The following is a 25346-nucleotide window of genomic DNA, read 5'->3' on the forward strand; positions in this document are numbered from 1 at the left end:
GTCCTGTTTATTCGGGGCTCAGGCCGGCAGGCCGAGGCGGGCGGCGGCAGCCGCAAGGTGTTGTTGCGCGGCGCTGCGGGCGGCCGTGGCGTCGCCGGTGGCAATGGCTTCGGCCAGTGCCGCATGCTCCTGGTCGGCGGCGCGCGGGGCCCCGGTCGCGACGCTTAGCCGGGCGGTGTTCTCCCAGGCGCGCTGGCGCGCGGCCAGCATCTGCTGGCTGACGAAATCGGTCAGGCCGGTAAAGCAGGGGTTGTGCGCGGCTTGCGCAATGGCATGGTGGAAGGCCATGTCGGCCGCCGCCGCGCTGGCCATGTCGCCCTGGCCGTCGGCCTGTGCCTGCATTGCCGCCAGTGCGCTGCGGACGGCATCGATATCGGCATCCGTGCGCCGCTGTGCGGCCATTTCGGCGCAGGCGGTCTCAACCACCCGGCGCAGTTCGAACAGCTGCGCCAGCGTCGGGCCGCCGTCGGGCGCGCTGGCCACGCGCCAGGCCTGGCCGCCCGGCGTCTGCGACACATAAGCGCCCGAGCCCTTGCGCGTCACCAGCACGCCATCGGCCTTCAGTTGGGCCATGGCCTCGCGCACGATCGGCCGGCTCACGCCAAAGGTATCGGCCAGGCTGGCCTCCGCCGGCAGGCGCGCGCCAGCGCCGTAGCGGCCGGCGAGGATGTCGTCGTGCAGGGTCTGGGCGATGCGGCTGGCGAGGGAGGCCGGGCGGGGCAGAATGGTCATGGTTTTGATATGTCAGGCTGTCAGACAGCTTTTGCGGATTTTCGGCGTAACTTTGCGGCGCGTCAAGGCTTCCGTAGGGGTCGAATGCTACACATGCGGCCTTAGTCAATCGCCGAGTGCTTAATTTCGCCGCGCCGGCGCCGATAGAAGCCTGATACAGGTGGCGGATCCTGCGCGTCAGCTCCGCCCAAGGCTTGCCATGCCCCGTGGCGTCCAATGCCGGGGCCTACTGCGAACAGCCATGATCCAGCTCACACCTAACGATCTTCCCGTCGGATACCCGCTGCCCTGGTCATTGCTCGATGGCGAGGGCAACCTGGTGCTCGGCAGCGGCAGTGTCATTCCCGATGAACGCGACCTGGCACTGGTGTTCCGCCATGGCGTGGTCTGCCGCGACGATGGCCACGACGATGCCGATGACGAACTGCGTCCGGTCACCGGGCCGCTCGGCCTGCAGGTCGGCACGCTGCTGCATGTCAAGCACGAGGGCGAGGCCGCGCGCCCGGCCGCCAGCCGCCTGATCGGTTTTATCGAGCAGGGCCTGTTTGTCACCTGGCCGCAGCTCGGCGGGCGCGACCTGCCGCTGCAGGCGGGCGATGCCGTGCTGCTGCGCGGCTTCTCCGGACAGGCCATCCACAGCTTTACCTCGACCATCACCGCCGTCTGCCGCAGTCCGTTCCGCTACCTGGTGCTGTCGGCGCCGGTGCAGAAGCACGCAACGCCGGTACGCAAGGCCGCGCGCGTGCCGACGCGGCTGGCCGCCTACCTGACCGAGCCTGGCGATGACGACGGCATCGACACCGGCGCGGCGCGGCTGGCGCTGCTGTCCGACCTCAGCACCGGTGGCGCGCTGGTGCAGACCACCGCGCCGGCGCCGGCGCCAGGCAGCCGCGTGCGGCTGCGCTTCAAGATGCGCACGGCGTCACTGGACAGCGAGGTCGCCATCGATGGCTGGATCCGCCTAGCGCCCCCCGGCGCGGCCAGCGACGATGCCGACTTCCCGGCCTTCGGCGTGGCCTTCGACGTGCTGGCCGAGCGCGAGCTGACGCTGCTGCAGTGCTACATCTACGAACAGCTGCTTTCCAGCACCCGCATGCCCTTGCAGCCCGCAGCTGTAGCGGCCGTTTAGAGGGAGTCCGCTAATGTTTTGATTGTCTCCCCGGGCTGGCCCGTCTTTACTGCTTCCAACATAAAAAGACCCCAGGCCTTCGGCAATCCCGCCGAGGCGCCGCAGGCCGAGGTGGTCGACAAGGCGATGGCCGCGCGCCGGCAGGCACGATAGCCGCGCCGCATCGGCCCAAGAAAAACGGCACCGGGTTTCCGGTGCCGTCTTCACATGTCAGCCGCTGGCGCGGCCGCCTTACATCCCGACGTAGTTCGGACCGCCGCCGCCTTCCGGCGTCACCCAGACGATGTTCTGGGTCGGATCCTTGATATCGCAGGTCTTGCAGTGCACGCAGTTCTGCGCGTTGATCTGCAGGCGTTCCTTGCCCGACGTCTCATCTTGCACGAACTCATACACACCTGCCGGGCAGTAGCGCGACTCGGGGCCGGCGTACTTGTCCCAGTTGATGTTGACCGGCACGCTGGCATCCTTGAGCGTCAGGTGCGCCGGCTGGTTCTCTTCATGGTTGGTGTTGCTGATGAACACCGAGCTGAGGCGGTCGAAGGTCAGCTTGCCGTCCGGCTTCGGGTACTCGATCTTCTGGCACTCGGCCGCGGGCTTCAGGTACACATGGTCCGGCTTCACGCGGTGGATGGTCCACGGCGGGTTGCGGATGCCCAGCTTGGGCAGCAGCCATTGCTCGATGCCGGTCATCAGCGTGGCGGTGGTGCGGCCCTTCTTGAACCACTGCTTGAAATTCTTGGCCTGCAGCAGTTCCTTGTGCAGCCAGCTCTGCTCGAACGCAGCCGGGTAGGCGGCCAGCTCGTCGTGCTGGCGGCCGGACTGCAGCGCGTCATAGGCGGCCTCGGCGGCCATCATGCCGGTCTTGATGGCGGCGTGGCTGCCCTTGATGCGCGACGCATTCAGGTAGCCAGCGTCGCAGCCGACCAGCGCGCCGCCCGGGAACACGGTCTTGGGCAGCGACAGCAGGCCGCCGGCGGTGATGGCGCGCGCGCCGTAGGAGAGGCGCTTGCCGCCCTCGAAGTACTGGCGGATTTCCGGGTGCGTCTTGAAACGCTGGAATTCCTCGAACGGCGACAGCCACGGGTTGGTGTAGTCCAGGCCGACCACAAAGCCGACCGCGACCTTGTTGTCTTCCATGTGGTACAGGAACGAGCCGCCGTAGGTGGCAGGGTCCAGCGGCCAGCCGGCGGTGTGCACCACCAGGCCGGGCTTGTGCTTGGCCGGGTCGATCTCCCACAGTTCCTTCAGGCCGATGCCGTAGCTCTGCGGATCCTTGCCGGTGTCGAGGCCGAATTTCTCGATCAGCTGCTTGCCCAGGTGGCCGCGCGCGCCTTCGGCGAAGATGGTGTACTTGGCATGCAGCTCCATGCCCAGCTGGAAGTTCTCGGTGGGCTCGCCTTCCTTGTTGATGCCCATATTGCCGGTGGCCACGCCCTTGACCGAGCCGTCTTCGTTGTAGAGCACTTCGGCGGCGGGGAAGCCAGGGAAGATTTCAACGCCCAGCGCCTCGGCCTGCTGGCCCAGCCAGCGCACGAAGTTCGACAGGCTGATGATGTAGTTGCCTTCGTTGTGGAAGCACTCGGGCAGCAGCGCGGGCGGCGTGCCCTTGGAGCCGGACTCGTTCAGGAACAGGAACTTGTCTTCGGTGACCGCCTGGTTCAGCGGCGCGCCCAGTTCCTTCCAGTTCGGGATCAGCTCATTGAGGGCGCGCGGATCCATAATGGCGCCTGACAGAATGTGGGCGCCGGGCTCGGAGCCCTTTTCCAGTACGCACACGTTGACGTCGGCGCCTTTCTCCTGCGCGAGTTGCTTCAGGCGGATGGCGGTGGCCAGGCCGGCGGGGCCGCCGCCGACGATGACCACGTCGTATTCCATCGCTTCGCGCGGGCCGAACTGCTCCAGGAGCTGTTGCTGATCCATTGTCTCTAACCCTCTGTTTCTTTGCTGCTTGCTTGCAATTGTGGGAAATGCGGTGATCGTTTTGCCGAGAACCGGGCCTGCGCGCGGACGGGAACCGCGGGTGGGTGAGTTGGCAGCGATTTGGGATCCAAAGACGCCGGGATCACGCGTTTTCCCTCTTTCCCTTTGCTGGCCAAGTTCTTAGAATCTCCGGCATTGTCCGGGACTCGCCACCCACAGGCAAGGATTTTTTTGGAACGGTCGTTCTTTTTTTTGATATGCTGCCTTCTGCTCCCGAACAGGCCGGAGGAGCTCCCGCACAAGAGGTAATCATGGGTTTGTCGATCAATCTGGAAGGCAAGGTCGCGCTGGTCACCGGCGCTTCAAGCGGGCTGGGCTCGCGATTCGCCACGGTGCTGGCCGCCGCCGGCGCCAAGGTGGTGCTGGCCTCGCGCCGCACCGAGCGGCTCAAGGAACTGCGCGCCGCGATCGAGGCCGAGGGCGGCAGCGCCCATGTGGTACGCCTGGACGTCACCGACCCGGACAGCATCCGCGCCGCGGTGGCGCATGCCGAGACGGAGGCGGGCTCGATCGACATCCTGGTCAACAACTCCGGCGTGTCGACCACGCAGAAGCTGACCGATGTGACCGCCGACGATTTCGATTTCGTCTTCGACACCAATACCCGCGGCGCCTTCTTCGTCGCCCAGGAAGTGGCCAAGCGCATGATCGCGCGCGCCAAGGGCGCCGAGCGCAACGGCAGCCCGCTGCCGCAGGCGCGCATCGTCAATATCGCCTCGGTGGCCGGGCTCAAGGTGCTGTCGCAGATCGGTGTCTATTGCATGAGCAAGGCGGCTGTGGTGCACATGACCAAGGCCATGGCGCTGGAATGGGCGCGCCACGGCATCAATACCAACGCCATCTGCCCGGGCTATATCGACACCGATATCAACCACCACCACTGGGACTCGGACGCGGGGCAGAAGCTGATCCAGATGCTGCCGCGCAAGCGCCTGGGCAAGCCAGAAGACCTCGACGGCCTGTTGCTGCTGCTGGCATCCGACCAGTCGCAATTCATCAATGGGGCTGTCATCACCGCCGACGACGGCATGGTCTGACCGCCTGATCGCTGACCGGGGGCGCAAGGCTCCCTGCATTCCGGCTGGGCGCCAAAAGCGCCGCGAGATGCCGGATTGCACACCCGGGGCTTATCCGGTCCCCCTTGGGTGCGCCGTCCTCAGCACACATTCAACATCAGAAAATTCGTGCGTGGCGGGCCAGTCTTGGCATAATCCGCCATGTCTGCAGATTAAGTCTTTACATACAAGTAAAAAAACGCCGCGGTGGCCGCATGGCCCGAGCGGCCCGGACCGGAGGCCGGGGAGATGGAGCAACAAGAAGAGGCACGGCGCAACGCCGTGCCGCAACACGTCGTCGATTCCGCGGTGATCCCGCAGGCCGCCGACGAAGCGCAGGACGCTGAATTCCGGGTATCGCCCCGCCTCGAGGACTGGATTGGCGTGATCGTGATGGTGCTGCTGGTCGGCATTACCTTCGCCAACGTGGTGGTCCGCTATTTCACCGATGAGTCGTTTGCCTGGACCGAGGAGTTCTCGGTCTTCCTGATGATCGTGCTGGCGCTGGTCGCCGGCAGCGCGGCGGTGGCGCGCGACCGCAATATCCGCATCGAATTCTTCTTCGAGCGCGGCAGCGCGGCCCGGCAGCGGCGCCTGGCGATCCTGTCGGCGCTGGGCGTGGCGGTGATGTTCATCGCGCTGGCGGTGCTGGGCGCGCGCATCACCTGGGACGAATACACCTTTGGCGAGACCTCGCCGGGCATCGGCGTGCCAAGCTGGTGGTACTCGGTCTGGCTGCCGGTGCTGTCGGCCGGCATCGCGCTGCGTGCGCTGGGGCTGGTGCTGCGCAACGTGCGCGCGCTCAAGGCGCTGCATGCAGCCAGGGCAGGCACGACGGAGGCGACGCAGTGACTCTAGTCGCCATTATCCTGTTCGTGGTCTTTATCGGCCTGATGCTGCTGGGCGTGCCCATCGGCGTGTCGCTGGGCCTGGGTGGCCTGGTTGCCATCGGCCTGTCCAATCTCGACACCCAGATGTTCGGCCTGCTGGCCGTGCCGCAGAACTTCTATGCGGGGCTGGCCAAGTATCCGCTGCTGGCGATCCCGATGTTCGTGCTGGTGGGGTCGATCTTCGACCGCTCCGGCGTGGCGCAGCGGCTGGTGACCTTTGCCATCGCCATCGTTGGCCGCGGCCCGGGCATGCTGCCGCTGGTGGCGATCCTGGTGGCGATGTTCCTCGGCGGCATCTCAGGCTCCGGCCCGGCCAACGCGGCCGCGGTGGGGGGCGTGATGATCGCGGCGATGTCGCGCGCCGGCTATCCCGGCTCATACAGCGCCGCCGTGGTCGGCGCGGCCGCCGCGACCGACATCCTGATCCCGCCCTCGGTGGCCTTCATCATCTACAGCGTGCTGGTGCCCGGCGCGTCCGTGCCGGCGCTGTTCGCGGCCGGCATGATCCCGGGTGTGCTGGCCGGGGTCGCGCTGATCGTTCCGGCGGTGTGGCTGGCGCGCAAGCACAACATGGGCGCGATCGAGGCCGGGCTGCCGCGCCCGCCGTTCTGGAAGAGCCTGCGCGAGGCCGCGTGGGGCCTGGTGGCGCCGTTCCTGATCCTGGGCGGCATGCGCGCCGGCTGGTTCACGCCGACCGAGGCCGCGGTGGTGGCGGTGGTCTACGGCCTCTTTGTCGGCATGGTGGTGTACCGCAGCATCGGCATGCGCGACCTGTTCACCATTTTCCAGGAGGCGGCCGAGACCTCGGCGGTGATCCTGCTGGTGGTGGCGCTGGCCGGCATCTTTGCCTATGCGCTGTCGACGCTGGGCGTGATCGACCCGCTCGCGCATGCCATTTCCAATTCCGGCCTGGGCGAGTATGGCGTGCTGGCGCTGATCGTGCTGCTGCTGATGACGGTGGGCATGTTCCTGGACGGCATCTCGATCTTCCTGATCTTCGTGCCGCTGCTGCTGCCGATCGCCAATGCCTTCCACTGGAACCCGGTGTGGTTCGGCGTGGTGCTGACGCTGAAGGTGGCGCTGGGCCAGTTCACGCCGCCGCTGGCCGTGAACCTGATGGTGTCGTGCCGGATTGCCCGCGTGCGCATGGAAGAGACCGTGCCCTGGGTGATCTGGATGCTGCTGGCGATGTTTATCGCCATGCTGATGGTGCTGGCCTATCCGCCGCTGGCGACCTGGCTGCCGGAGTACCTCGGCTACTGATGTTCCGCATTCACAAACAAGAATTGATGCTTTCCCGAGAGGAGATGAAATGAAACGTCGTGCCCTGATGCTCGCAACGGCTGCCGCCATTGCCGCTTCCGCCTTCGCCCCCGCCGGCGCGATGGCCCAGACCTACAAGTCCGAGTACAAGATGTCGCTGGTGCTCGGCCCGGCCTTCCCGTGGGGCAAGGGCGGCGAGATCTGGGCCGACTTGGTGAAGCAACGCACCAGCGGCCGCATCAATATCAAGCTGTACCCGGGCACCTCGCTGGTGGCCGGCGACCAGACCCGCGAATTCTCGGCGATCCGCCAGGGCGTGATCGACATGGCGGTGGGCTCGACCATCAACTGGTCGCCGCAGGTCAGGGAACTGAACCTGTTCTCGCTGCCGTTCCTGATGCCCGACTACAAGGCGCTGGACGCGCTCACGCAGGGCGAAGTCGGCAAGTCGCTCTTCACCACGCTGGAAAAGGCCGGCGTGGTGCCGCTGGCCTGGGGCGAGAACGGCTTCCGCGAAGTGTCCAACTCCAAGCGCGAAATCCGCAAGCCGGAAGACCTCAAGGGCATGAAGCTGCGCGTGGTCGGTTCGCCGCTGTACATTGAGACCTTCAACGCGCTGGGCGCCAACCCGACCCAGATGAGCTGGGCCGACGCGCAGCCGGCGATGGCCTCGGGCGCGGTCGACGGGCAGGAGAACCCGCAGTCGGTGTTCGCCGCCGCCAAGCTGTACACGGTGGGCCAGAAGTTCGTCACCACCTGGGGCTACGTGGCTGACCCGCTGATCTTCGTGGTCAACAAGCAGATCTGGGAAAGCTGGACCCCGGCCGACCGCGAGATCGTCAGGCAGGCCGCCATCGATGCCGGCAAGCAGGAAATCGCGTTGGCCCGCAAGGGCCTGGTGGAGCCGGGCGCGCCGGCCTGGAAGGACATGGAGGCGCACGGCGTCAAGGTCACGCACCTGACGCCGGCCGAGCATGACAGCTTCCGCAAGGCCACCGCCAAGGTCTACGACAAGTGGAAGAAGCAGATCGGCGCCGACCTGGTGACCAAGGCCGAAGGCGCGATCGCCAAGCGCTAAGCCACGCAGAGGGCCCGCCAGACCCGGCGGGCCTCTTCCTTTGGAGGCTGTGATGAAGCACGTCTACACGGTGGTCATGCCGATCCGCTGGGGCGACATGGATGCCATGGGCCATGTCAACAACACCGTCTACTTCCAGTACCTGGAGCAGGCGCGCATCGAGTGGTTCGCGTCGCTGGGCCGCGGCGGCAAGGACGCGAGCGGGCAGGGCCCGGTCATCATCAATGCGCATATGACCTTCCTGAAGCAGCTGCGCTACCCGGGCGACATCGAGTGCCGTGTCTACGCCGGCCAGCTCGGCCGCACCAGCTTCGAGACCCGCATGGAAATCCGCCGCACCGACCTGCCCGACGTGGTCTGGGCCGAGGGCGGGGCCAAGGTGGTGTGGTGCGATTACACGCAGGAGAAATCGGTGCCGGTGCCTGCCGAGATCCGCGCGATCATCGAGGGCTGACGCCCGCCACGGGGCTCAGTGGTTGACCAGCCGCTGCACCAGGTCCACCGAGGTACTGGCCCCGTACTTCTTCATCAGCCGCGCCCGGTAGATGTCCACCGTGCGCGGGCTGATCGCCAGCAACTTGCCGATCTGCTTGCTGGTCTTCCCCTCCACCAGCTGCGCCGCGATCTCGCGTTCGCGCGCGGTCAGCTCGGCGGTGACCTGGCGCTTCTGCGACAGGTCCTCGAAAGTCCAGATCCCGGCGCCCAGCGGTTGCGTGCGGTCCAGCGCGCGCCCGGTGACATGGCACCAGAACAATTCCCCGCCGGCGCGCTTCATGATGCGCTCGTCCGAGTACATGCCGCGCGTGCCCATGATCGGCGCAATGCGCGCACCGGTGCGCTCGAACTCGTCTGCGGTGGGGTAAAGCACCTGGAACGACTGGCCAAGCAGCGCCTCGCGCGTGGTGCCGAAAATGCGGCAGACCTCCTCGTTGCAGTCTTCGATCACGCGTTCGCGTGACAGCACCAGGCCCACGGGGGCGAGCTGGAAGGCGGTCTGGTAGTCGATGGCGGGCATCTGCTTATGTATTTTTACGTAATGGCGTAGCCGGCTGCGCTTGCGTATGCTGTCGGTCGGACGAGTTGCGGCGACTGTCGCCCGCCTGTTGCCGATTGTACCGTTACAATTTCCCTGCGTCGCCCGCCGCACAACCCGGCGGCGGGAAGAGCGACAGGGAACCACCGAGGAAGGAGCGAAGCATGAACAAGGTCTACGCCAGCGCCGAAGAAGCGCTTGCAGGCGTCGTCCGCGACGGCCAGACGATCGCCGTTGGCGGTTTCGGCCTGTGCGGCATCCCCGAGGCGCTGATTGCCGCGCTGCGCGACAGCGGCGCCAAGCAGCTGACCTGCATCTCCAACAACGCCGGCGTCGATGGCTTCGGCCTGGGCCTGCTGCTGGCCACGCGCCAGATCAGGAAGATGATCTCGTCCTACGTGGGCGAGAACAAGGAGTTCGAGCGCCAGTACCTGGCGGGCGAACTGGAGCTGGAATTCACCCCGCAGGGCACGCTGGCCGAAAAGCTGCGCGCCGGCGGCTCGGGCATCCCGGCCTTCTTCACCAAGACCGGTGTCGGCACCATCGTCGCCGAAGGCAAGGAAATCCGCGAATTCGACGGCGAGCAGTACGTGATGGAGCGTTCGCTGACCGCCGACGTGGCGCTGGTCAAGGCATACAAGGCCGACAAGGCCGGCAACCTGGTGTTCCGCCGCACCGCGCGCAACTTCAACCCGATGTGCGCCATGGCGGGCAAGGTCACCATCGCCGAGGTCGAGCATATCGTCGAGACCGGCGAGCTGGACCCGGACGAAATCCACCTGGCCGGCATCTTCGTGAAGCGCCTGGTGCTGAACACCACCCCCGAGAAACGCATCGAGCAGCGCACCGTGCGCGCGGCCAGCTGAGGAGACCCATCATGGCATGGACACGTGACGAAATGGCCGCGCGCGCCGCGACCGAGCTGCAGGACGGTTTCTACGTCAACCTGGGCATCGGCCTGCCAACGCTGGTGGCCAACTGGGTGCCGGAAGGCATGGAAGTGTGGCTGCAGTCCGAGAACGGCCTGCTGGGCATCGGCCCGTTCCCGACCGAGGACGAAGTCGACGCCGACATGATCAACGCCGGCAAGCAGACCGTGACGACGCTGCCGGGCTCGTCGATCTTCTCTTCGGCGGACTCGTTCGGGATGATCCGCGGCGGCCATATCAACCTGGCGATCCTGGGTGCAATGCAGGTCAGCGAGAAGGGCGACCTGGCCAACTGGATGATCCCGGGCAAGATGGTCAAGGGCATGGGCGGCGCAATGGACCTGGTGGCTGGCGTCGGCCGCGTGGTGGTGCTGATGGAACACACCGCCAAGAAGAAGGACGGCACCGAGGACATCAAGATCCTGAAGGATTGCAACCTGCCGCTGACTGGCGTGGGCGTGGTCAACCGCATCATCACCGACCTGGGCGTGATCGACGTGACCGAGGCCGGGCTGAAGCTGGTGGAAACCGCCCCGGGCGTCAGCCGCGAGGAAATCCAGGCCAAGACCGGCGCACCGCTGCTGTAAGCGGCAGCCGGCCTCCGGAAAGGAAAAAGCCCCGCCGGTTGGCACCGGCGGGGCTTTTTCCATCCATGAATATGACTCTCAGCCGCGCGCCTTGTTATAGCTGGCAAACACCGAGGCGGCGCCATCGGCCTTGACCAGCAGCACGTCGAACGGGTCCTTGCGCGGGCCCTGTTCCATGCCGGGCGAACCGACCGGCATGCCCGGCACGGCCAGGCCGACGGCCTTGGGCTTTGCGGCCAGCAGCTTGCGGATATCGGCTGCCGGCACATGGCCCTCGATGACGTAGCCGCCGATGTGCCCGGTATGGCAGGAGCCGAAGCGTTCCGGCATGCCGAAGCGCTGCCGGTACACGCCGGTGTCTTCGACGTCATGCACCGTCACGGTGAAGCCGTTGCTGCGCAGGTGCTTGACCCAATCCTCGCAGCAGCCGCACAGCGGGCTCTTGTAGACGTCGATGGCAAGCGGCCTGGTGGCTTGCGCCAGCGCGCCGGCCACCGGTGCCAGCGCGCCGGCCGAGGCCGCGCCCAGCGCCAGCGCGCGCAGGAAACTGCGTCGTTGCATCGCTTGCTCCTTACTGCGCGACCCAGCCGCCGTCCATGTTCCAGATCGCGCCGCGGACCTGGCGGGCCGCTTCGGAGGACAGGAACACGGCCAGCGCGCCCAGCTCATCGGGCGTGACAAACTGGCCCGAGGGCTGCTTCTCCAGCACCAGCTCGCGCTTGGCCTGTTCCACCGGAATGCCTTCCTTCTGCGCGCGGGCTTCGACCTGCTTCTGCACCAGTGGCGTCAGCACCCAGCCCGGGCAGATCGCGTTGGCGGTGACGCCGGTCTGCGCGGTTTCCAGCGCGGTCACCTTGGTGAAGCCGACGATGCCGTGCTTGGCCGCCACGTAGGCGGATTTCTGCGCCGAGGCCACCAGCCCGTGGGTGGAGGCGACATTGATGATGCGGCCCCAGTCCTTCTGCTTCATGCCGGGCAGCGCCAGGCGGGTGGTGTGGAAAGCAGAGGTCAGGTTGATGGCGAGGATTGCGTCCCAGCGCTCGGGCGGGAAATCCTCGATCGCGGCCACGTGCTGGATGCCGGCGTTATTGACCAGGATGTCGGCGCCGCCGAAGTCGGACTGCGCGTAGCGCATCATGTCTTCGATCTCGGCCGCCTTGCTCATGTCGGCGCCGTGGTAGCCGACCCGGATTCCCTGGCCGGCCTGCGCGATCTCTGCCTTTGCGGCGTCCGCGTCACCAAAGCCATTGACGATGATGTTGGCGCCCTGGGCCGCCAGCGCTTTCGCGATGCCGAGCCCGATGCCGCTGGTCGAGCCAGTCACCAGTGCGGTCTTGCCGTTGAGCATGTAAGCCTCCGTCGAGAGAAAGGGATGCCACAGAAGGAATGCCACAGGGTTGGCGGAGCGCGGCCGCGCATGCGGGCGCTGACACTGTGCTGTGGCATTGTACCCGCTGCGGCGTACAATCCAGCTTTGCTTAACCTCCGGCAGCGCCGTCTTTTTGCGGTCCGCGGTCCGGTTCGCCAGGGAGTCCAGATGTCTGCCAGTCCGCGTCTCGGTTTTGTCCAGTGCATCAGTCCGGCGGGCCTGCACCGCATGGCCTACCACGAGTGGGGCGACCCCGCCAATCCGCGCGTGCTGGTGTGCGCGCATGGGCTGACGCGCACCGGCCGCGACTTCGACGCCGTCGCCAGCGCGCTGTGCGGCGACTACCGCGTGGTCTGCCCCGATATGGCCGGGCGCGGCCGCTCGGAATGGCTGGCCGATGCCAACGGCTACGTGGTGCCGCAGTATGTGTCCGACATGGTCACACTGATTGCGCGGCTCAATGTGGAGAAGGTGGACTGGTTCGGCACTTCGATGGGCGGGCTGATCGGCATGGGCCTGGCCGGGCTGCCGAAGTCGCCGGTGCGCAAGCTGCTGCTCAACGACGTGGGCCCGAAGCTGGCGCCCTCGGCGGTGGAACGGATCGGCGCCTACCTGGGGCTGCCGGTGCGCTTCAAGACCTTCGAGGAAGGCCTGGCCTACCTGCAGACCATCAGCGCATCGTTCGGGCGCCATGCGCCCGAGCAGTGGCGCGAGCTCAACGCCGCCATCCTGAAGCCGGTGCAGGGCACCGACGGCCTGGAATGGGGCTTGCATTACGATCCGCAGCTGGCGGTGCCGTTCCGCAAGTCCACGCCCGAGGCCATTGCTGCCGGCGAGGCCGCGCTCTGGCGCAGCTTCGAGGCCATCGAAGGCCCGGTGCTGGTGGTGCGCGGCGCGCAGTCGGACCTGCTGCTGCGCGAGACCGTGGCCGAAATGGTGGCGCGCGGCAAGCATGTGAGCTCGGTGGAAGTGCCCGATGTGGGCCATGCCCCGACCTTTGTCGATCCGGCGCAGATTGCGATCGCCCGGCAGTTCTTTACCGGGGCCTGACTGCAACGCATGCCGGCCTTGTTTTTATCAGTCAACGCATTGTCATGAGTAACCTTGAACTGAAGCGCGCCCACGTGGGCAAGCGGTTGTCCGAATACGCGGTCTATAACGGCGTGGTGTATCTCGCCGGTCAGGTGCCCGAGGTCGATCCCAAGGCCGATATCCGCGGCCAGACGCGCGAGGTCCTCGGCCATATCGAGCGCCTGCTGGCCGAGGCCGGCAGCGACAAGACCCGCATCCTGTCGTGCCAGATCTTCCTGACCAATGTCGACCAGATCGGCGAGATGAACGAGGTCTGGGACGCCTGGGTGCCGCAAGGCAACACGCCCCCGCGCGCCACCGTCGAAGCCCGCCTGGCCAATCCCGATTACCTGATCGAAGTGGTGGTGACCGCTGCGCTCAACTGATGCAGGCGTTGTGACATGGTGACGTCCACCGACCTGACCGGTCGGGTCGCGGGCATTCCGGATGCCGAACTGGTCGAGCGCGCACTGGCCTACGTGCGCGAGCAGGGTGCCGAGGTCGCGCTGCCCACCGGCGAGACCGTGCTGTCGCACGCGCAGGGCATGCTGCGCATCCTCGACGGCCTGCGCGTCGACGACGCCGCGCGCGCCGCTGCCTGCCTGTTCGGCCTGGTGGCGTTCGTGCCCGGCACCGAGGCCGAGATCGCGCCGCGCTTTGGCGACGAGGTGGCGCGGCTGGTCGACGGTGTGCGGCAGTTGCTGCGCATCGGTGCCATCGCCGGCAGCCGCCCCGATGCCGAGCCCTCGAAGAACGAAGCGCAGGCGCGCCATGAGCAGGTCGAGGCGCTGCGCAAGATGCTGCTGGCGTTTGCGCAGGATATCCGCGTGGTGCTGGTGCGCCTGGCCTCGCGGCTGCAGACCCTGCGCTGGCTGGCCGAGACCAAGCAGGCGCCGCTGCCCGGCGTTGCGCGCGAAACGCTGGACATCTACGCGCCGCTGGCGAACCGCCTCGGCATCTGGCAGATGAAGTGGGAGCTGGAGGACCTGGCGTTCCGCTTCGAGCAGCCGGATACCTACAAGCGCATCGCCAGGCTGCTGGATGAAAAACGCATCGAGCGCGAAGGCTATATCTCCAGCGCCATCGAACGGCTGCAGTCCGAGCTGGCGACCGCCGGCATCCGTGCCGAGGTCAGCGGGCGGCCCAAGCATATCTTCAGCATCTGGAAGAAGATGCGCGGCAAGGAACTGGATTTTGCCGACCTGTACGATGTGCGGGCCTTCCGCGTGATCGTCGACGATATCAAGGACTGCTACACGGTGCTGGGTATCGTCCACCATATCTGGCAGCCGATCCCGCGCGAGTTCGACGACTATATCTCGCGGCCCAAGGCCAATGGCTACAAGTCGCTGCATACGGTGGTGATCGGCGATGACGGGCGCGCCTTCGAGGTGCAGATCCGCACCCATGAGATGCACCACTTTGCCGAATACGGCGTGGCCGCGCACTGGCGCTACAAGGAGGCGGGCAGCCGCGGCTATGCCGGGCAGTTTTCCGCCAGCGAGCGCTATGACGAGAAGATAGCCTGGCTGCGCCAGCTGCTGGCGTGGAAGGATGATGCCGACCACAGCGTGGCGCATGACGAGTCGTGGGAGCAGATCAAGCATGCCGCGATCGACGACCACATCTACGTGCTGACGCCGCAGGCGCGCGTGGTGGCGCTGCCGCAGGGCGCCACCGCGGTGGACTTTGCCTACTACCTGCACAGCGATCTCGGCCACCGCTGCCGCGGCGCGCGTGTGGACGGCACCATGGTGCCGCTGAACACGCCGCTGAAGAACGGCCAGACCGTGGAGATCATCGCGGTCAAGCAGGGCGGACCGTCGCGCGACTGGCTCAACGCGGACCTGGGCTACCTGGCCAGCAACCGCGCGCGGGCCAAGGTGCGGGCCTGGTTCAATGCGCTCGATTCACAGGAGACCATCGCCCAGGGCCGCGTGCTGATCGACAAGACGCTTCAGCGCGAAGGCAAGACCGCGGTCAAGCTGGAAGAGCTGGCCACGCGGCTGGGCTTCAAGACGCCGGAGGACCTGTTCGCGGCGGTGGCCAAGGACGAGTTCAGCCTGCGCCACGTTGAGCATGCGCTGCGCCACCCGGAGGGCGAGGTCCAGGCGCCGCTGAGCGAGGAAGACGCTGTCACCAAGAAGAGCCGCGCCACCAGCGTGGCGCGCGGCGCCAAGAGCGGCGTGCTGGTGGTGGGGGTGGATTCGCTGATGACGCAGATGTCGCGCTGCTGCAAGCCGGCGCCGCCGGACGACATCGTCGGCTTTGTCACGCGGGGGCGCGGGGTGTCGATCCATCGGCGCAGCTGCCACACCTTCCAGCAACTGGCCGGGCGCGCGCCGGAGCGGGTGATCCAGACCGAGTGGGGCCAGAAGAGCCACGCCGCGGTCTACCCGGTCGATATCCATGTCGAGGCGATCGATCGCCAGGGGCTGCTGCGCGATATCTCCGAAGTGCTGTCGCGCGAGAAGATCAACGTCACCGGCGTCAAGACGCTCTCCAGCAAGGGTGTCGCGCGCATGCAGTTCACTGCCGAAGTGTCCGAGGCCACGCAGCTGCAGCGCGCGCTGCAGTTGATCGAAGACGTCCAGGGGGTGTTGCAGGCGAAAAGAAAGTGATGCTATACTTGCGGCTTCGCTAGGCTCGTAGCTCAGCTGGTTAGAGCACCACCTTGACATGGTGGGGGTCGTTGGTTCGAGTCCAATCGAGCCTACCAACGAATTGCAGTAAAGCAGTAAAAAGAAGTGCGGCAAGTCCGATTCAACCCCATACGGAACGGAAGGGCATCATGGTTATGACACCGCGAACTACTACCGCTGGCAAGCGACAGTAGTCGAGGTGCGCCTTCGACCCGGTTGGATCGGGTTTGACAAAGAGAAACGCGGCCTTGGCCGCGTTTTTTTTCGTCTGTCGCCTGCCAGCGCCCTGATAAGCTGCCGCCTTTCCGGTGCGGCAGAGCAGGGCGGTAAAGAATGAATCGCCAGTCCCGCAGGCATGCGGGGGCCGGTGCCACAAGATGCAGTTTGATCCGCTCAGGCGATGCGCAAGGCGCAGCCGGCGGAACCTGGAGAGTCGAAATGATCGCAATCACGCTGCCGGATGGGTCCCGCCGCGAGTTTCCCGGCCCGGTGACGGTTGCCGAAGTGGCGCAGAGCATCGGCGCCGGCCTGGCCAAGGCCGCGCTGGCCGGCAAGGTGGACGGCCAACTGGTCGACACGAGCTACAAGATCGACCGCGATGCCGGGCTGGCCATCGTCACGGACAAGGACGCCGATGGCGTCGACGTGATCCGCCACTCCACGGCGCACTTGCTGGCCTATGCCGTCAAGGAGCTCTATCCGGAAGCACAGGTGACGATCGGGCCGGTGATTGAAAACGGCTTCTACTACGACTTTGCCTACAAGCGTCCCTTCACGCCCGAAGACCTGGCCGCCATCGAGAAGAAGATGACGGACCTCGCCCGCAAGGACGAGAAGGTCGTGCGCGAAGTGTGGAACCGCGACGAGGCGGTGGCGCTGTTCGAGTCGATGGGCGAGAAGTACAAGGCCGAGATCATCGGCTCGATCCCGGCTGACCAGGAAATCGGCCTGTACCGCGAAGGCAATTTCGTCGACCTGTGCCGCGGCCCGCACGTGCCGTCCACGGGCAAGCTGAAGGTCTTCAAGCTGATGAAGGTGGCCGGCGCCTACTGGCGCGGCGACGCCAACAACGAGATGCTCCAGCGCATCTACGGCACGGCCTGGGCGAAGAAGGAAGACCAGGAAGCCTACCTGCACATGCTGGAAGAGGCCGAGAAGCGCGACCACCGCAGGCTCGGCAAGACGCTTGACCTGTTCCACCTGCAGGAAGAAGCGCCCGGCATGGTGTTCTGGCATCCGAAGGGCTGGCAGGTGTGGCAGGCGGTCGAGCAATATATGCGCGGCCGCCTGACGGACGCCGGCTACGATGAAGTCCGCACGCCGCAGGTGATGGATCGTTCGCTTTGGGAAAAGTCCGGCCACTGGCAGAATTACAAGGAGAACATGTTCGTCACGGAGTCGGAGAAGCGGGACTACGCGATCAAGCCGATGAACTGCCCCGGCCATGTGCAGATCTTCAACCACGGTCTGCGTTCGTACCGCGACCTGCCGCTGCGCCTGGCTGAGTTTGGCGCCTGCCACCGCAACGAGCCGTCGGGCGCGCTGCACGGGCTGATGCGCGTGCGCGGCTTTGTGCAGGATGATGCGCACATCTTCTGCACGGAAGAGCAGATCGTGGCGGAGGCCAAGGCCTTCAACGAACTGGCGTTCTCGGTCTACGACGACTTTGGCTTCAAGGATGTGAAGGTCAAGCTGTCGCTGCGCCCGGACCAGCGTGCCGGCTCGGACGAGGTCTGGGATCACGCCGAAGAGGGCCTGCGCCTGGCGCTGCGCGCCTGCGGCGTGGATTGGGAGGAGCTGCCGGGTGAGGGTGCCTTCTACGGCCCCAAGGTCGAGTACCACATCAAGGACGCGATCGGCCGCTCGTGGCAGTGCGGCACGCTGCAGCTTGACCTGGTGCTGCCGGAGCGCCTGGATGCCGAATACGTCTCCGAGGACAACTCGCGCAAGCGCCCGGTGATGCTGCACCGCGCCATCCTGGGTTCGTTCGAGCGTTTCCTGGGCATCCTGCTGGAAAACCACGCCGGCGCGCTGCCGGCCTGGCTGGCCCCGGAGCAGGTGGTGGTCATGAATATTGCGGATTCGCAGGCGGAATACGCCGAAAGCGTCGTGCAATTGCTGCAAAAACAAGGGTTTAGGGCCAAGGCCGATTTGCGTAACGAGAAAATTACGTATAAAATCCGCGAGCATTCGCTTCAAAAGGTTCCCTACCTGCTGGTAGTGGGCGACAAGGAGCGGGATGCCAGTCAAGTGGCCGTGCGTGCCCGTGGCAACGTGGATCTGGGTGTGATGCCTGTCTCCGCGTTTGTTGAGCGTCTGCAAAACGACGTCGCCAGCAAAGCCTGATGGGTGGTGAGCACGGCTTGTTTTTTTGTCTTCTTGAGGTAACGCAACATCGCTACGGACAAAGGTCATCGCATCAACCGGGAAATCAGCGCGCCTGAGCTGCGCCTGGTAGGGGTTGATAACGAACAGCTCGGCATCGTCAAGTTCATGGACGCGCTCCGGCTGGCTGAAGATAAGGACTTGGACCTGGTGGAGATCGCGCCGAACGCGGTTCCGCCCGTCGCCCGGATCATGGATTACGGGAAGTTCAAGTACGAAGAAGCCAAGCGCGCCCACGAGGCGAAGCTGAAGCAGAAGATCATCCAGGTCAAGGAAGTCAAGTTCCGGCCGGGTACGGATGATGGCGACTACAACGTCAAGCTGCGCAACCTGAAGCGCTTCCTGGAAGACGGCGACAAGACCAAGATCACGCTGCGGTTCCGTGGTCGCGAGATGGCGCACCAGGAAATCGGCGCGCGGATGCTCGAACGCCTGAAGGCGGACCTGGAAGAAATCGGCCAGGTCGAGCAGATGCCGAAGATGGAAGGGCGCCAGATGGTGATGGTGCTCGCCCCCAAGAAGAAGAAGTAATTCCTGCGCGGTGCAGCGGCCGGGATGTCAGGCATCCCGGCGTTGCTTCGTGCGGAAGTCGCGCGCGGCCCGCAAGGGCCGCTGTGCAACAACAAGTGGATGCGGGTCTTGCAAGCGTCGGCGTGAGCCGTCCACCTGCATGCATGTCATATGAGCTGGAGTTTTTCATGCCGAAGATGAAGACGAAGAAAAGCGCCTCCAAGCGCTTTACTGCACGTCCGAACGGTTCGTTCAAGCGTGGCCAGGCCTTCAAGCGTCACATCCTGACCAAGAAGACCACCAAGAACAAGCGTCAACTGCGCGGTACTCAGGACGTCCATGAGACGAACCTGAAGTCGGTGCGCGCGATGATGCCTTACGCATAACCCCTGACGAAAACGAAAGGAGAATTACATGCCTCGAGTAAAGCGTGGGGTCACTGCACGGGCCCGTCACAAGAAAGTCATCGATGCTGCCAAGGGTTACCGCGGCCGTCGCAATAATGTCTATCGCATCGCCAAGCAGGCGGTCATGCGTGCTGGCCAGTACGCGTACCGCGATCGCCGCAACAAGAAGCGCGTGTTCCGCGCGCTGTGGATTGCGCGTATCAATGCCGCGACGCGTGAGCATGGCATGACCTACAGCGTGTTCATGAACGGTCTGAAGAAGGCCTCGATTGAACTGGACCGCAAGGTGCTGTCGGACATGGCTATTCACGACAAGCCTGCCTTTGCCGCCATCGTCAACCAGGTGAAAGCCACCGTTGCCTGATGCCGGCTGCGGCAGCGCGTAAGCGCTGCCGGGCAAGCACCGACCGCAAGGTCGACCGCCGACCGCAAGGTCTGCTGAAACGGGGCTCCTCACCGAGCCCCGTTTTTATTTCGAATGCCGTTTCAGTTGCCGGAATCCGGTCGCCGAGACCGCATTCGAAACGAACACCGCACGTAGTGCCAACCCACGTCGGACCGGTGCGTACCGGCCCGACGCCAAAAGTCCCACGACCGCCGCCATGTCTCAGGATCTGGATCAAATTGTCGCCGATGCCCAGGCCGCCTTCGCTGCTGCCAACGACAACGCCACGCTGGAAAACGAAAAGGCCCGCTTCCTGGGCAAGACCGGCGCGCTGACCGAATTGCTCAAGGGCCTCGGCAAGCTCGACCCGGAAACCCGCAAGACGGAAGGCGCCCGTATCAACCAGATCAAGCAGCAAGTTGAAGCCGCCCTGCAGGCACGCCGCCAGGCGCTGGCCGATGCGCTGATGAACGCGCGCCTGGCCGCGGAGGCCATCGACGTCACGCTGCCTGGCCGTGCGGTCAGCCGCGGCAGCCTGCACCCGGTGATGCGCACGTGGGAGCGCGTCGAGCAGATCTTCGGCTCGATCGGTTTCGATGTGGCCGACGGCCCCGAGATCGAGACTGACTGGATGAACTTCACCGCGCTGAACAACCCGGACAACCACCCGGCGCGTTCGATGCAGGACACCTTCTATGTCGACGGCCGCGACAGCGACGACAAGCTGCTGCTCCTGCGCACGCACACCAGCCCGATGCAGGTCCGCTACGCGAAGATGCATGTCGAGAAGTACGCCGGCAAGGCGATGCCGCCGATCAAGGTGATCTGCCCGGGCCGCACCTACCGTGTCGACAGCGATGCCACGCACTCGCCGATGTTCAACCAGGTCGAAGGCCTGTGGATCGGCGAGGATGTCAGCTTTGCCGACCTGAAGGGCGTGTACACCGATTTCCTGCGCAAGTTCTTCGAGCGCGATGACATCCAGGTGCGCTTCCGCCCGTCGTACTTCCCGTTCACCGAGCCGTCGGCAGAGATCGACATGGCCTTCGAGGATGGGAAAAATGCGGGCAAGTGGCTGGAGATCTCCGGTTCGGGCCAGGTGCATCCGAACGTGCTGCGCAACATGGGCCTCGATCCCGAGCGCTATATCGGCTTTGCGTTCGGCTCCGGCCTGGAGCGCCTGACCATGCTGCGCTATGGCATCAACGACCTGCGCCTGTTCTTCGAGGGTGACGTGCGCTTCCTGCGCCAGTTCGCCTGACGCGCCGCCGTCCCCTCGTCAACGACCACACAGAATACTTACCGGATCAGAAGCGCCATGCAATTCTCGGAATCCTGGCTTCGCACCTTCGCCAACCCTGAAAAGATCTCCACCGACGCGCTGTCGCACACCCTGACCATGGCCGGCCTGGAAGTGGAAGAGGTGGGCTCGGTCGCGCCGCCGTTCGACAAGGTGGTGGTCGCGCGCGTGCTGTCGGCCGAGCGCCATCCCAACGCCGACCGCCTCAACGTGTGCCAGGTCGATGCCGGCACCGGCGAAACCCTGCAGATCGTCTGCGGCGCGCCCAACGTCAAGCCCGGCATCCTGGTGCCGTGCGCACTGGTTGGCGCCGTGCTGCCGCCGTCCGAGGACGGCGGCAAGCCGTTCGAGATCAAGGTCGGCAAGCTGCGCGGCGTGGACAGCTACGGCATGCTGTGCTCGGCACGCGAACTGAAGCTGTCGGAAGAGCATGGTGGCCTGCTGGTGCTGCCGGAAGACGCTCCGGTCGGCCAGAGCATCCGTGAATACCTCGAGCTGGATGACCAGGTCTTTGTCATCAAGCTGACGCCGAACAAGGCCGATTGCCTGTCGATCCACGGCGTGGCGCGCGAAGTGTCGGCGCTGACCGGCGCCGCGCTGACGCTGCCCGAGATGAAGCCGGTGGCGGTGACGATCCAGGACAAGCTGCCGGTCAAGGTGTCGGCGCCGGACCTGTGCGGCCGCTTCTCCGGCCGCGTGATCCGCGGCGTCAATGCGCGCGCGGCCACGCCGGCATGGATGGTGCAGCGCCTGGAGCGCTCGGGCCAGCGCAGTGTTTCCGCACTGGTCGATATCTCGAACTACGTGATGCTGGAACTTGGACGTCCGTCGCACGTGTTCGACCTGAGCAAGATCCACGGCGGCCTGGACGTGCGCTGGGGCCGCAAGGGCGAGCAGATCAAGCTGCTCAACGGCAACACCATCGAGGTCGACGAGCAGGTCGGCGTGATCGCCGATGACAAGGAGATCGAAAGCCTGGCCGGCATCATGGGCGGCGACAGCACCGCCGTGACGCTGGACACCACGGATATCTATCTCGAAGCCGCATTCTGGTGGCCCGCTGCGATCCAGGGCCGCGGTCGCCGCTACAACTTCTCCACCGATGCCGGACACCGCTTCGAGCGCGGCGTGGACTACGCCACCACGGTCGAGCATATCGAGCGCATCACCGCGCTGATCCTCGAGATCTGCGGCGGCCAGGCCGGCCCGGTGGACGACCACGTGGTCAACCTGCCGCAGCGTAAGCCGGTCAGCCTGCGCGTGGCGCGCGCCGAGCGCGTGCTGGGCATCGAGCTGTCGCCTGCGGCCATCGCCGATGTATTCCAGCGCCTGCGGCTGCCGTTCACGCGCACGCAGGGCGCCGAGGGCGAGGTGTTTGAAGTCACGCCGCCGAGCTACCGCTTCGATATCGAGATCGAGGAAGACCTGATCGAGGAAGTGGCCCGCATCTATGGTTTCGAGCGCATCCCGGCCCGTCCGCCGATTGCCGAAAGCGAGATGCGCCCGACCAACGAGGCCCGCCGCTCCACCCACGTGGTGCGCCATGCCGTGGTCGCGCGCGACTACCAGGAAGTCATCAACTTCGCCTTTGTTGAAGAGAAGTGGGAGCGCGACTTCGCCGCCAACGACAACCCGATCCGCCTGCTGAACCCGATCGCCAGCCAGCTGGCGGTAATGCGCTCGACGCTGGTCGGCGGCCTGGTCGACAAGGTGCGCTACAACCTGAACCGCAAGGCTGCGCGCGTGCGCCTGTTCGAGGTGGGCCGCGTGTTCCATCGTGACGCCAGCGTGAAGGACGGCGGCCTGACGGTGTCCGGCTACGATCAGCCGATGATGGCCGCGGGCATCGCCTACGGCCCGGCGTTCGAAGAGCAGTGGGGCATCCCCGCGCGCAACGTCGACTTCTTCGACATCAAGGGCGATGTCGAGGCATTGTTCCATCCGCGCGTGCCGCGTTTCGAGCCGGTGGCGCACCCCGCGCTGCATCCGGGCCGCGCCGCGCGCGTGCTGCTCGACGGCAAGGCGGTGGGCGTGGTTGGCGAGCTGCATCCGCGCTGGCTGCAGGAATACGAGCTGACGCACGCCCCGGTCGTGTTTGAACTGGCGCTCGACGCGCTGCGCGACACCGGCCTGCCGGTGTACACCGAGATCTCCAGGTTCCCGGCCGCGGTGCGCGACCTGGCCGTGGTCGTGAAGCAAACGGTGCGCGTGCAGGACATGCTGGACGCCATGCGCGCCGCACTGGAAAAGCAGGGCTACGGCCGCTACTGCCAGAGCCTGGTGGTGTTCGACGAGTTCCGTCCCAAGGGCGCTTCCGCTGCCATTGGCGCGGACGAGAAAAGCCTTGCGTTCCGGGTGACCTTGCAAGATACTGGGTCGACCCTCCAGGACGAAACTGTCGACAGCGCAGTGCGCTGCATGGTCGACGCGCTGACAGAGGCCTTCCAGGCCCGGCTGCGCGGCTAAGCCATCGTCAATACGCGACGGACACACGATAAACAAGGGCGCCCGGGCACAGCCCCGGGCGGATCGCCAGACACACACTTGAGCGATCGACATGAATGATCGAGACGCGAATTCCATGACCGCTGCAGCACTGGGTGAGATGAGCGACCGGCAGGCTTCCTCCCTTGACGACGCGATGCCGGATGCGCGCGCGACTGAAGTTCCCACGCTGACCAAGGCCGAACTCGCCGAGATGCTGTTCGACCAGGTCGGCTTGAACAAGCGCGAATCGAAGGACATGGTCGAAGCCTTCTTCGACGTCATCCGCGAAGCGCTGGAGCAGGGCGACAGCGTCAAGCTGTCCGGCTTCGGCAACTTCCAGTTGCGCGACAAGCCGCAGCGGCCCGGCCGCAATCCCAAGACCGGCGAAGTCATTCCAATCACCGCGCGCCGCGTGGTTACGTTCCACGCCAGCCAGAAGCTCAAGGGCCTGGTGGAAGAACGCGCAGGCATCGCCGGCTGACGCGTCACCCGAACGGCGGATTGCTTCCCGAAGCCGACATCGGTATGCTTCTGGGCGCGCACCTGGTGCGCGCCAACCGCATGGCCGGCATGGCCTGACGCTCGTCTACACACCACATGTCGGACAAATCCAGCGATCGCATCGCGTTGCCGCCGATTCCGGCCAAGCGCTACTTCACCATCGGTGAGGTGAGCGAGCTTTGCGCCGTCAAGCCGCACGTCCTGCGCTATTGGGAGCAGGAGTTCACGCAACTCAAGCCCGTCAAGCGCCGCGGCAACCGCCGCTACTACCAGCACCATGAAGTCCTGCTGATCCGCCGCATCCGCGAACTGCTCTACGAACAGGGCTTCACCATCAACGGCGCGCGCAACCGCCTTGATGAAGGCCGTCATCACAGTGCGGCAGCGGCAGCGCCTGAGGCCGCAGAGACTGGTGAAGAAAACGCGGCGGCATTGTCGGTTGATATCAGCGGCCTGCGCAATGAACTGGTCGAAGTGCAGCACCTGCTCGCGCAACTGCGGGAGATCGCGAAGCACGGATAATTTCGACGTCGGGAGCTAGTCATGCGGGAAATGCTTCTGTTATAATCTTTTGCTTCGGGGCGTAGCGCAGCCTGGTAGCGTACCTGCATGGGGTGCAGGTGGTCGGAGGTTCAAATCCTCTCGCCCCGACCAGACAGAAACCCGCTTGGTGAATAGCCAGGCGGGTTTTTTATTTTGTGCTGCGGGCGAGCCCTCCAGGCTGTCTGATTTGGAGGCATCCAATACTCAGGCATGGTGTGGCTCTGACGTAGGCCAAAGGTCTTCCTGCTGGACGAGCGAATCGGCTTCGCTGTCGGTGAGGCCATCGATCACGAAGAAATCGCGGCGCCTGGCGTTGTTTCCGACGACGCGCTCGAGGGTTACCCGACGAAACGTTGCCTGATGCGCAGGATCGTTATACGCGCTGCTCGGCCGTTGCCAGAAAAAGCGGCGAGATACCCGTGTTCTCCCATCATGGCCCGCCGGCACCCTGGCTTAGACTCGTGCCGCTGTACTCACCAGCCCGCCCCGCGCCCCGCCGCGGCGGGCTGTTTTTTGGGGTGGGAGGGCTAGCGCGCCAGCCTGCGCAGCAGCGCGTCATGTCCGCTTGCCAGGCCGGCAAGCGCCGTCGGGTCGGCCAGTTCGAATTCGCTGAAGCGGAAGGCTGGTGCCACGGTGCAGCCGACCAGGGCGAAGTCCGTGCCATCGTCCAGATCCACGCGTTCGGCGGCAAACCATTGGCCGGCGGGCACCATCGCCTGGAAGGCCGCGCCGGGATGCCGCAGCGGGTCGCCCAGGCGCTGCGTGACGATGGTGCCGTCCACGATCCGGTGCACGTCCACGGGGGAGCCCGCGTGGTAGTGCCAGAGTTCGTCGGACCGGATGCGATGCCACGCGGAATAGTCGTTGCCGCACAGCATGTAGTGGATCGCGGTGCAGGCTTCGCGTGTGCGCCCGTCCTGGCAGACGACCTGTTCTTCGCCGCGATAGGTTTCGCGGTAGTAGCCGCCTTCCGGATGCGGCTGCAGGTCGAGCGAGCGGATCAGTTGGCTGGCGGTCGGGCTGAGGTCTGGCATGTGGGCAAGGGGCGTGGCGCATCGGGGATGCGGAAG

25 protein-coding genes and 2 tRNA genes are annotated in these 25346 nt (G+C 65.5%); 21 read left to right on the top strand and 6 right to left on the bottom strand.

Going from position 1 to position 25346, the window contains the following annotated elements:
• Positions 1-18 precede the first annotated feature (18 nt).
• Positions 19-732, bottom strand: coding sequence for a FadR/GntR family transcriptional regulator (locus A3A5_RS0109175; RefSeq protein ID WP_018310302.1), 714 nt, complete (start codon positions 730-732; stop codon positions 19-21).
• A gap of 241 nt (positions 733-973) precedes the next feature.
• Here A3A5_RS0109175 and A3A5_RS0109180 point away from each other — a divergent pair, with 241 nt between their 5' ends.
• Positions 974-1861 carry a flagellar brake protein gene (locus tag A3A5_RS0109180; RefSeq protein WP_026200606.1) on the top strand — a complete coding sequence of 296 codons (888 nt, stop codon included), beginning with the start codon at positions 974-976 and terminating at the stop codon, positions 1859-1861.
• 231 nt (positions 1862-2092) lie between these two features.
• Here A3A5_RS0109180 and A3A5_RS0109190 read toward each other — a convergent pair whose 3' ends face one another.
• A complete protein-coding gene (locus A3A5_RS0109190; RefSeq protein WP_018310305.1) occupies positions 2093-3781 on the bottom strand; it encodes an electron transfer flavoprotein-ubiquinone oxidoreductase in 1689 nt (562 codons plus the stop codon).
• A 311-nt stretch (positions 3782-4092) separates the two neighbouring features.
• Between A3A5_RS0109190 and A3A5_RS0109195 the strand changes: the two genes are divergently transcribed.
• The 5 genes from A3A5_RS0109195 to A3A5_RS0109215 all read left to right on the top strand — a co-directional run bounded on the left by A3A5_RS0109195 (position 4093) and on the right by A3A5_RS0109215 (position 8581).
• Positions 4093-4878, top strand: a complete 786-nt coding sequence (locus A3A5_RS0109195) for an SDR family oxidoreductase (RefSeq protein ID WP_018310306.1) — start codon at positions 4093-4095, stop codon at positions 4876-4878.
• A gap of 267 nt (positions 4879-5145) precedes the next feature.
• On the top strand, positions 5146-5748 hold the full coding sequence (locus tag A3A5_RS0109200) for a TRAP transporter small permease (protein WP_018310307.1): 603 nt from the start codon (positions 5146-5148) through the stop codon (positions 5746-5748).
• Positions 5745-7049: a TRAP transporter large permease gene (locus A3A5_RS0109205; RefSeq protein WP_018310308.1), complete on the top strand. Its 1305-nt coding sequence runs from the start codon at positions 5745-5747 to the stop codon at positions 7047-7049. Before A3A5_RS0109200 ends, A3A5_RS0109205 begins: the two co-directional genes overlap by 4 nt.
• A gap of 49 nt (positions 7050-7098) precedes the next feature.
• On the top strand, positions 7099-8127 hold the full coding sequence (locus A3A5_RS0109210; protein ID WP_018310309.1) for a DctP family TRAP transporter solute-binding subunit: 1029 nt from the start codon (positions 7099-7101) through the stop codon (positions 8125-8127).
• 52 nt (positions 8128-8179) lie between these two features.
• The gene (locus A3A5_RS0109215; RefSeq protein ID WP_018310310.1) at positions 8180-8581 is read left to right on the top strand and encodes a thioesterase family protein; all 402 of its coding nucleotides are present in this window, start codon (positions 8180-8182) and stop codon (positions 8579-8581) included.
• A 15-nt stretch (positions 8582-8596) separates the two neighbouring features.
• On the opposite strand, the gene A3A5_RS0109220 is transcribed toward A3A5_RS0109215, so the two are convergent.
• A complete protein-coding gene (locus A3A5_RS0109220; RefSeq protein ID WP_018310311.1) occupies positions 8597-9142 on the bottom strand; it encodes a LuxR C-terminal-related transcriptional regulator in 546 nt (181 codons plus the stop codon).
• Between the two features lie 182 nt (positions 9143-9324).
• Between A3A5_RS0109220 and A3A5_RS0109225 the strand changes: the two genes are divergently transcribed.
• Together A3A5_RS0109225 and A3A5_RS0109230 are read left to right on the top strand one after the other, a co-directional pair.
• Entirely contained in the window at positions 9325-10026 is a 702-nt protein-coding gene (locus A3A5_RS0109225; RefSeq protein WP_018310312.1) for a CoA transferase subunit A, read from the top strand.
• A gap of 11 nt (positions 10027-10037) precedes the next feature.
• A complete protein-coding gene (locus tag A3A5_RS0109230; protein ID WP_013956320.1) occupies positions 10038-10676 on the top strand; it encodes a CoA transferase subunit B in 639 nt (212 codons plus the stop codon).
• Positions 10677-10754: 78 nt separating this feature from the next.
• On the opposite strand, the gene A3A5_RS0109235 is transcribed toward A3A5_RS0109230, so the two are convergent.
• Both A3A5_RS0109235 and A3A5_RS0109240 read right to left on the bottom strand, forming a co-directional pair.
• Positions 10755-11237, bottom strand: a complete 483-nt coding sequence (locus tag A3A5_RS0109235) for a DUF411 domain-containing protein (protein ID WP_018310314.1) — start codon at positions 11235-11237, stop codon at positions 10755-10757.
• A gap of 10 nt (positions 11238-11247) precedes the next feature.
• Positions 11248-12024 (bottom strand): 3-hydroxybutyrate dehydrogenase, encoded by a 777-nt coding sequence (locus tag A3A5_RS0109240; protein WP_018310315.1) that lies wholly within the window; start codon positions 12022-12024, stop codon positions 11248-11250.
• Between the two features lie 189 nt (positions 12025-12213).
• Here A3A5_RS0109240 and A3A5_RS0109245 point away from each other — a divergent pair, with 189 nt between their 5' ends.
• The 13 genes from A3A5_RS0109245 to A3A5_RS0109305 all read left to right on the top strand — a co-directional run bounded on the left by A3A5_RS0109245 (position 12214) and on the right by A3A5_RS0109305 (position 24387).
• On the top strand, positions 12214-13095 hold the full coding sequence (locus tag A3A5_RS0109245) for an alpha/beta fold hydrolase (RefSeq protein ID WP_026200607.1): 882 nt from the start codon (positions 12214-12216) through the stop codon (positions 13093-13095).
• Between the two features lie 44 nt (positions 13096-13139).
• Positions 13140-13502: a RidA family protein gene (locus tag A3A5_RS0109250; RefSeq protein WP_018310317.1), complete on the top strand. Its 363-nt coding sequence runs from the start codon at positions 13140-13142 to the stop codon at positions 13500-13502.
• A gap of 15 nt (positions 13503-13517) precedes the next feature.
• Positions 13518-15737 (top strand): bifunctional (p)ppGpp synthetase/guanosine-3',5'-bis(diphosphate) 3'-pyrophosphohydrolase, encoded by a 2220-nt coding sequence (locus A3A5_RS0109255; RefSeq protein ID WP_018310318.1) that lies wholly within the window; start codon positions 13518-13520, stop codon positions 15735-15737.
• A gap of 21 nt (positions 15738-15758) precedes the next feature.
• Positions 15759-15835 (top strand) — tRNA-Val (locus tag A3A5_RS0109260).
• Between the two features lie 361 nt (positions 15836-16196).
• Positions 16197-18104 (top strand): threonine--tRNA ligase, encoded by a 1908-nt coding sequence (gene thrS / locus A3A5_RS0109265; protein WP_018310319.1) that lies wholly within the window; start codon positions 16197-16199, stop codon positions 18102-18104.
• 48 nt (positions 18105-18152) lie between these two features.
• Positions 18153-18674: a translation initiation factor IF-3 gene (gene infC / locus A3A5_RS0109270; protein WP_078195944.1), complete on the top strand. Its 522-nt coding sequence runs from the start codon at positions 18153-18155 to the stop codon at positions 18672-18674.
• Positions 18675-18841: 167 nt separating this feature from the next.
• The gene (gene rpmI / locus A3A5_RS0109275) at positions 18842-19039 is read left to right on the top strand and encodes a 50S ribosomal protein L35 (RefSeq protein WP_006575466.1); all 198 of its coding nucleotides are present in this window, start codon (positions 18842-18844) and stop codon (positions 19037-19039) included.
• Positions 19040-19067: 28 nt separating this feature from the next.
• Positions 19068-19424, top strand: coding sequence for a 50S ribosomal protein L20 (gene rplT / locus A3A5_RS0109280; RefSeq protein WP_008650487.1), 357 nt, complete (start codon positions 19068-19070; stop codon positions 19422-19424).
• A gap of 238 nt (positions 19425-19662) precedes the next feature.
• On the top strand, positions 19663-20706 hold the full coding sequence (pheS, locus tag A3A5_RS0109285; protein WP_018310321.1) for a phenylalanine--tRNA ligase subunit alpha: 1044 nt from the start codon (positions 19663-19665) through the stop codon (positions 20704-20706).
• 57 nt (positions 20707-20763) lie between these two features.
• A complete protein-coding gene (gene pheT, locus A3A5_RS0109290) occupies positions 20764-23211 on the top strand; it encodes a phenylalanine--tRNA ligase subunit beta (RefSeq protein WP_018310322.1) in 2448 nt (815 codons plus the stop codon).
• Positions 23212-23302: 91 nt separating this feature from the next.
• The gene (locus tag A3A5_RS0109295) at positions 23303-23713 is read left to right on the top strand and encodes an integration host factor subunit alpha (protein WP_026200608.1); all 411 of its coding nucleotides are present in this window, start codon (positions 23303-23305) and stop codon (positions 23711-23713) included.
• Positions 23714-23829: 116 nt separating this feature from the next.
• Entirely contained in the window at positions 23830-24255 is a 426-nt protein-coding gene (locus A3A5_RS0109300; RefSeq protein ID WP_018310324.1) for a MerR family transcriptional regulator, read from the top strand.
• 55 nt (positions 24256-24310) lie between these two features.
• A tRNA-Pro gene (locus A3A5_RS0109305) sits at positions 24311-24387 on the top strand.
• Between the two features lie 416 nt (positions 24388-24803).
• On the opposite strand, the gene A3A5_RS0109310 is transcribed toward A3A5_RS0109305, so the two are convergent.
• Complete coding sequence (locus A3A5_RS0109310) at positions 24804-25310, bottom strand: cupin domain-containing protein (RefSeq protein WP_018310325.1); 507 nt, start codon at positions 25308-25310, stop codon at positions 24804-24806.
• Between the last annotated feature and the right edge of the window lie 36 nt (positions 25311-25346).

Source organism: Cupriavidus sp. UYPR2.512 (genome assembly GCF_000379565.1).
GTDB lineage: Bacteria > Pseudomonadota > Gammaproteobacteria > Burkholderiales > Burkholderiaceae > Cupriavidus.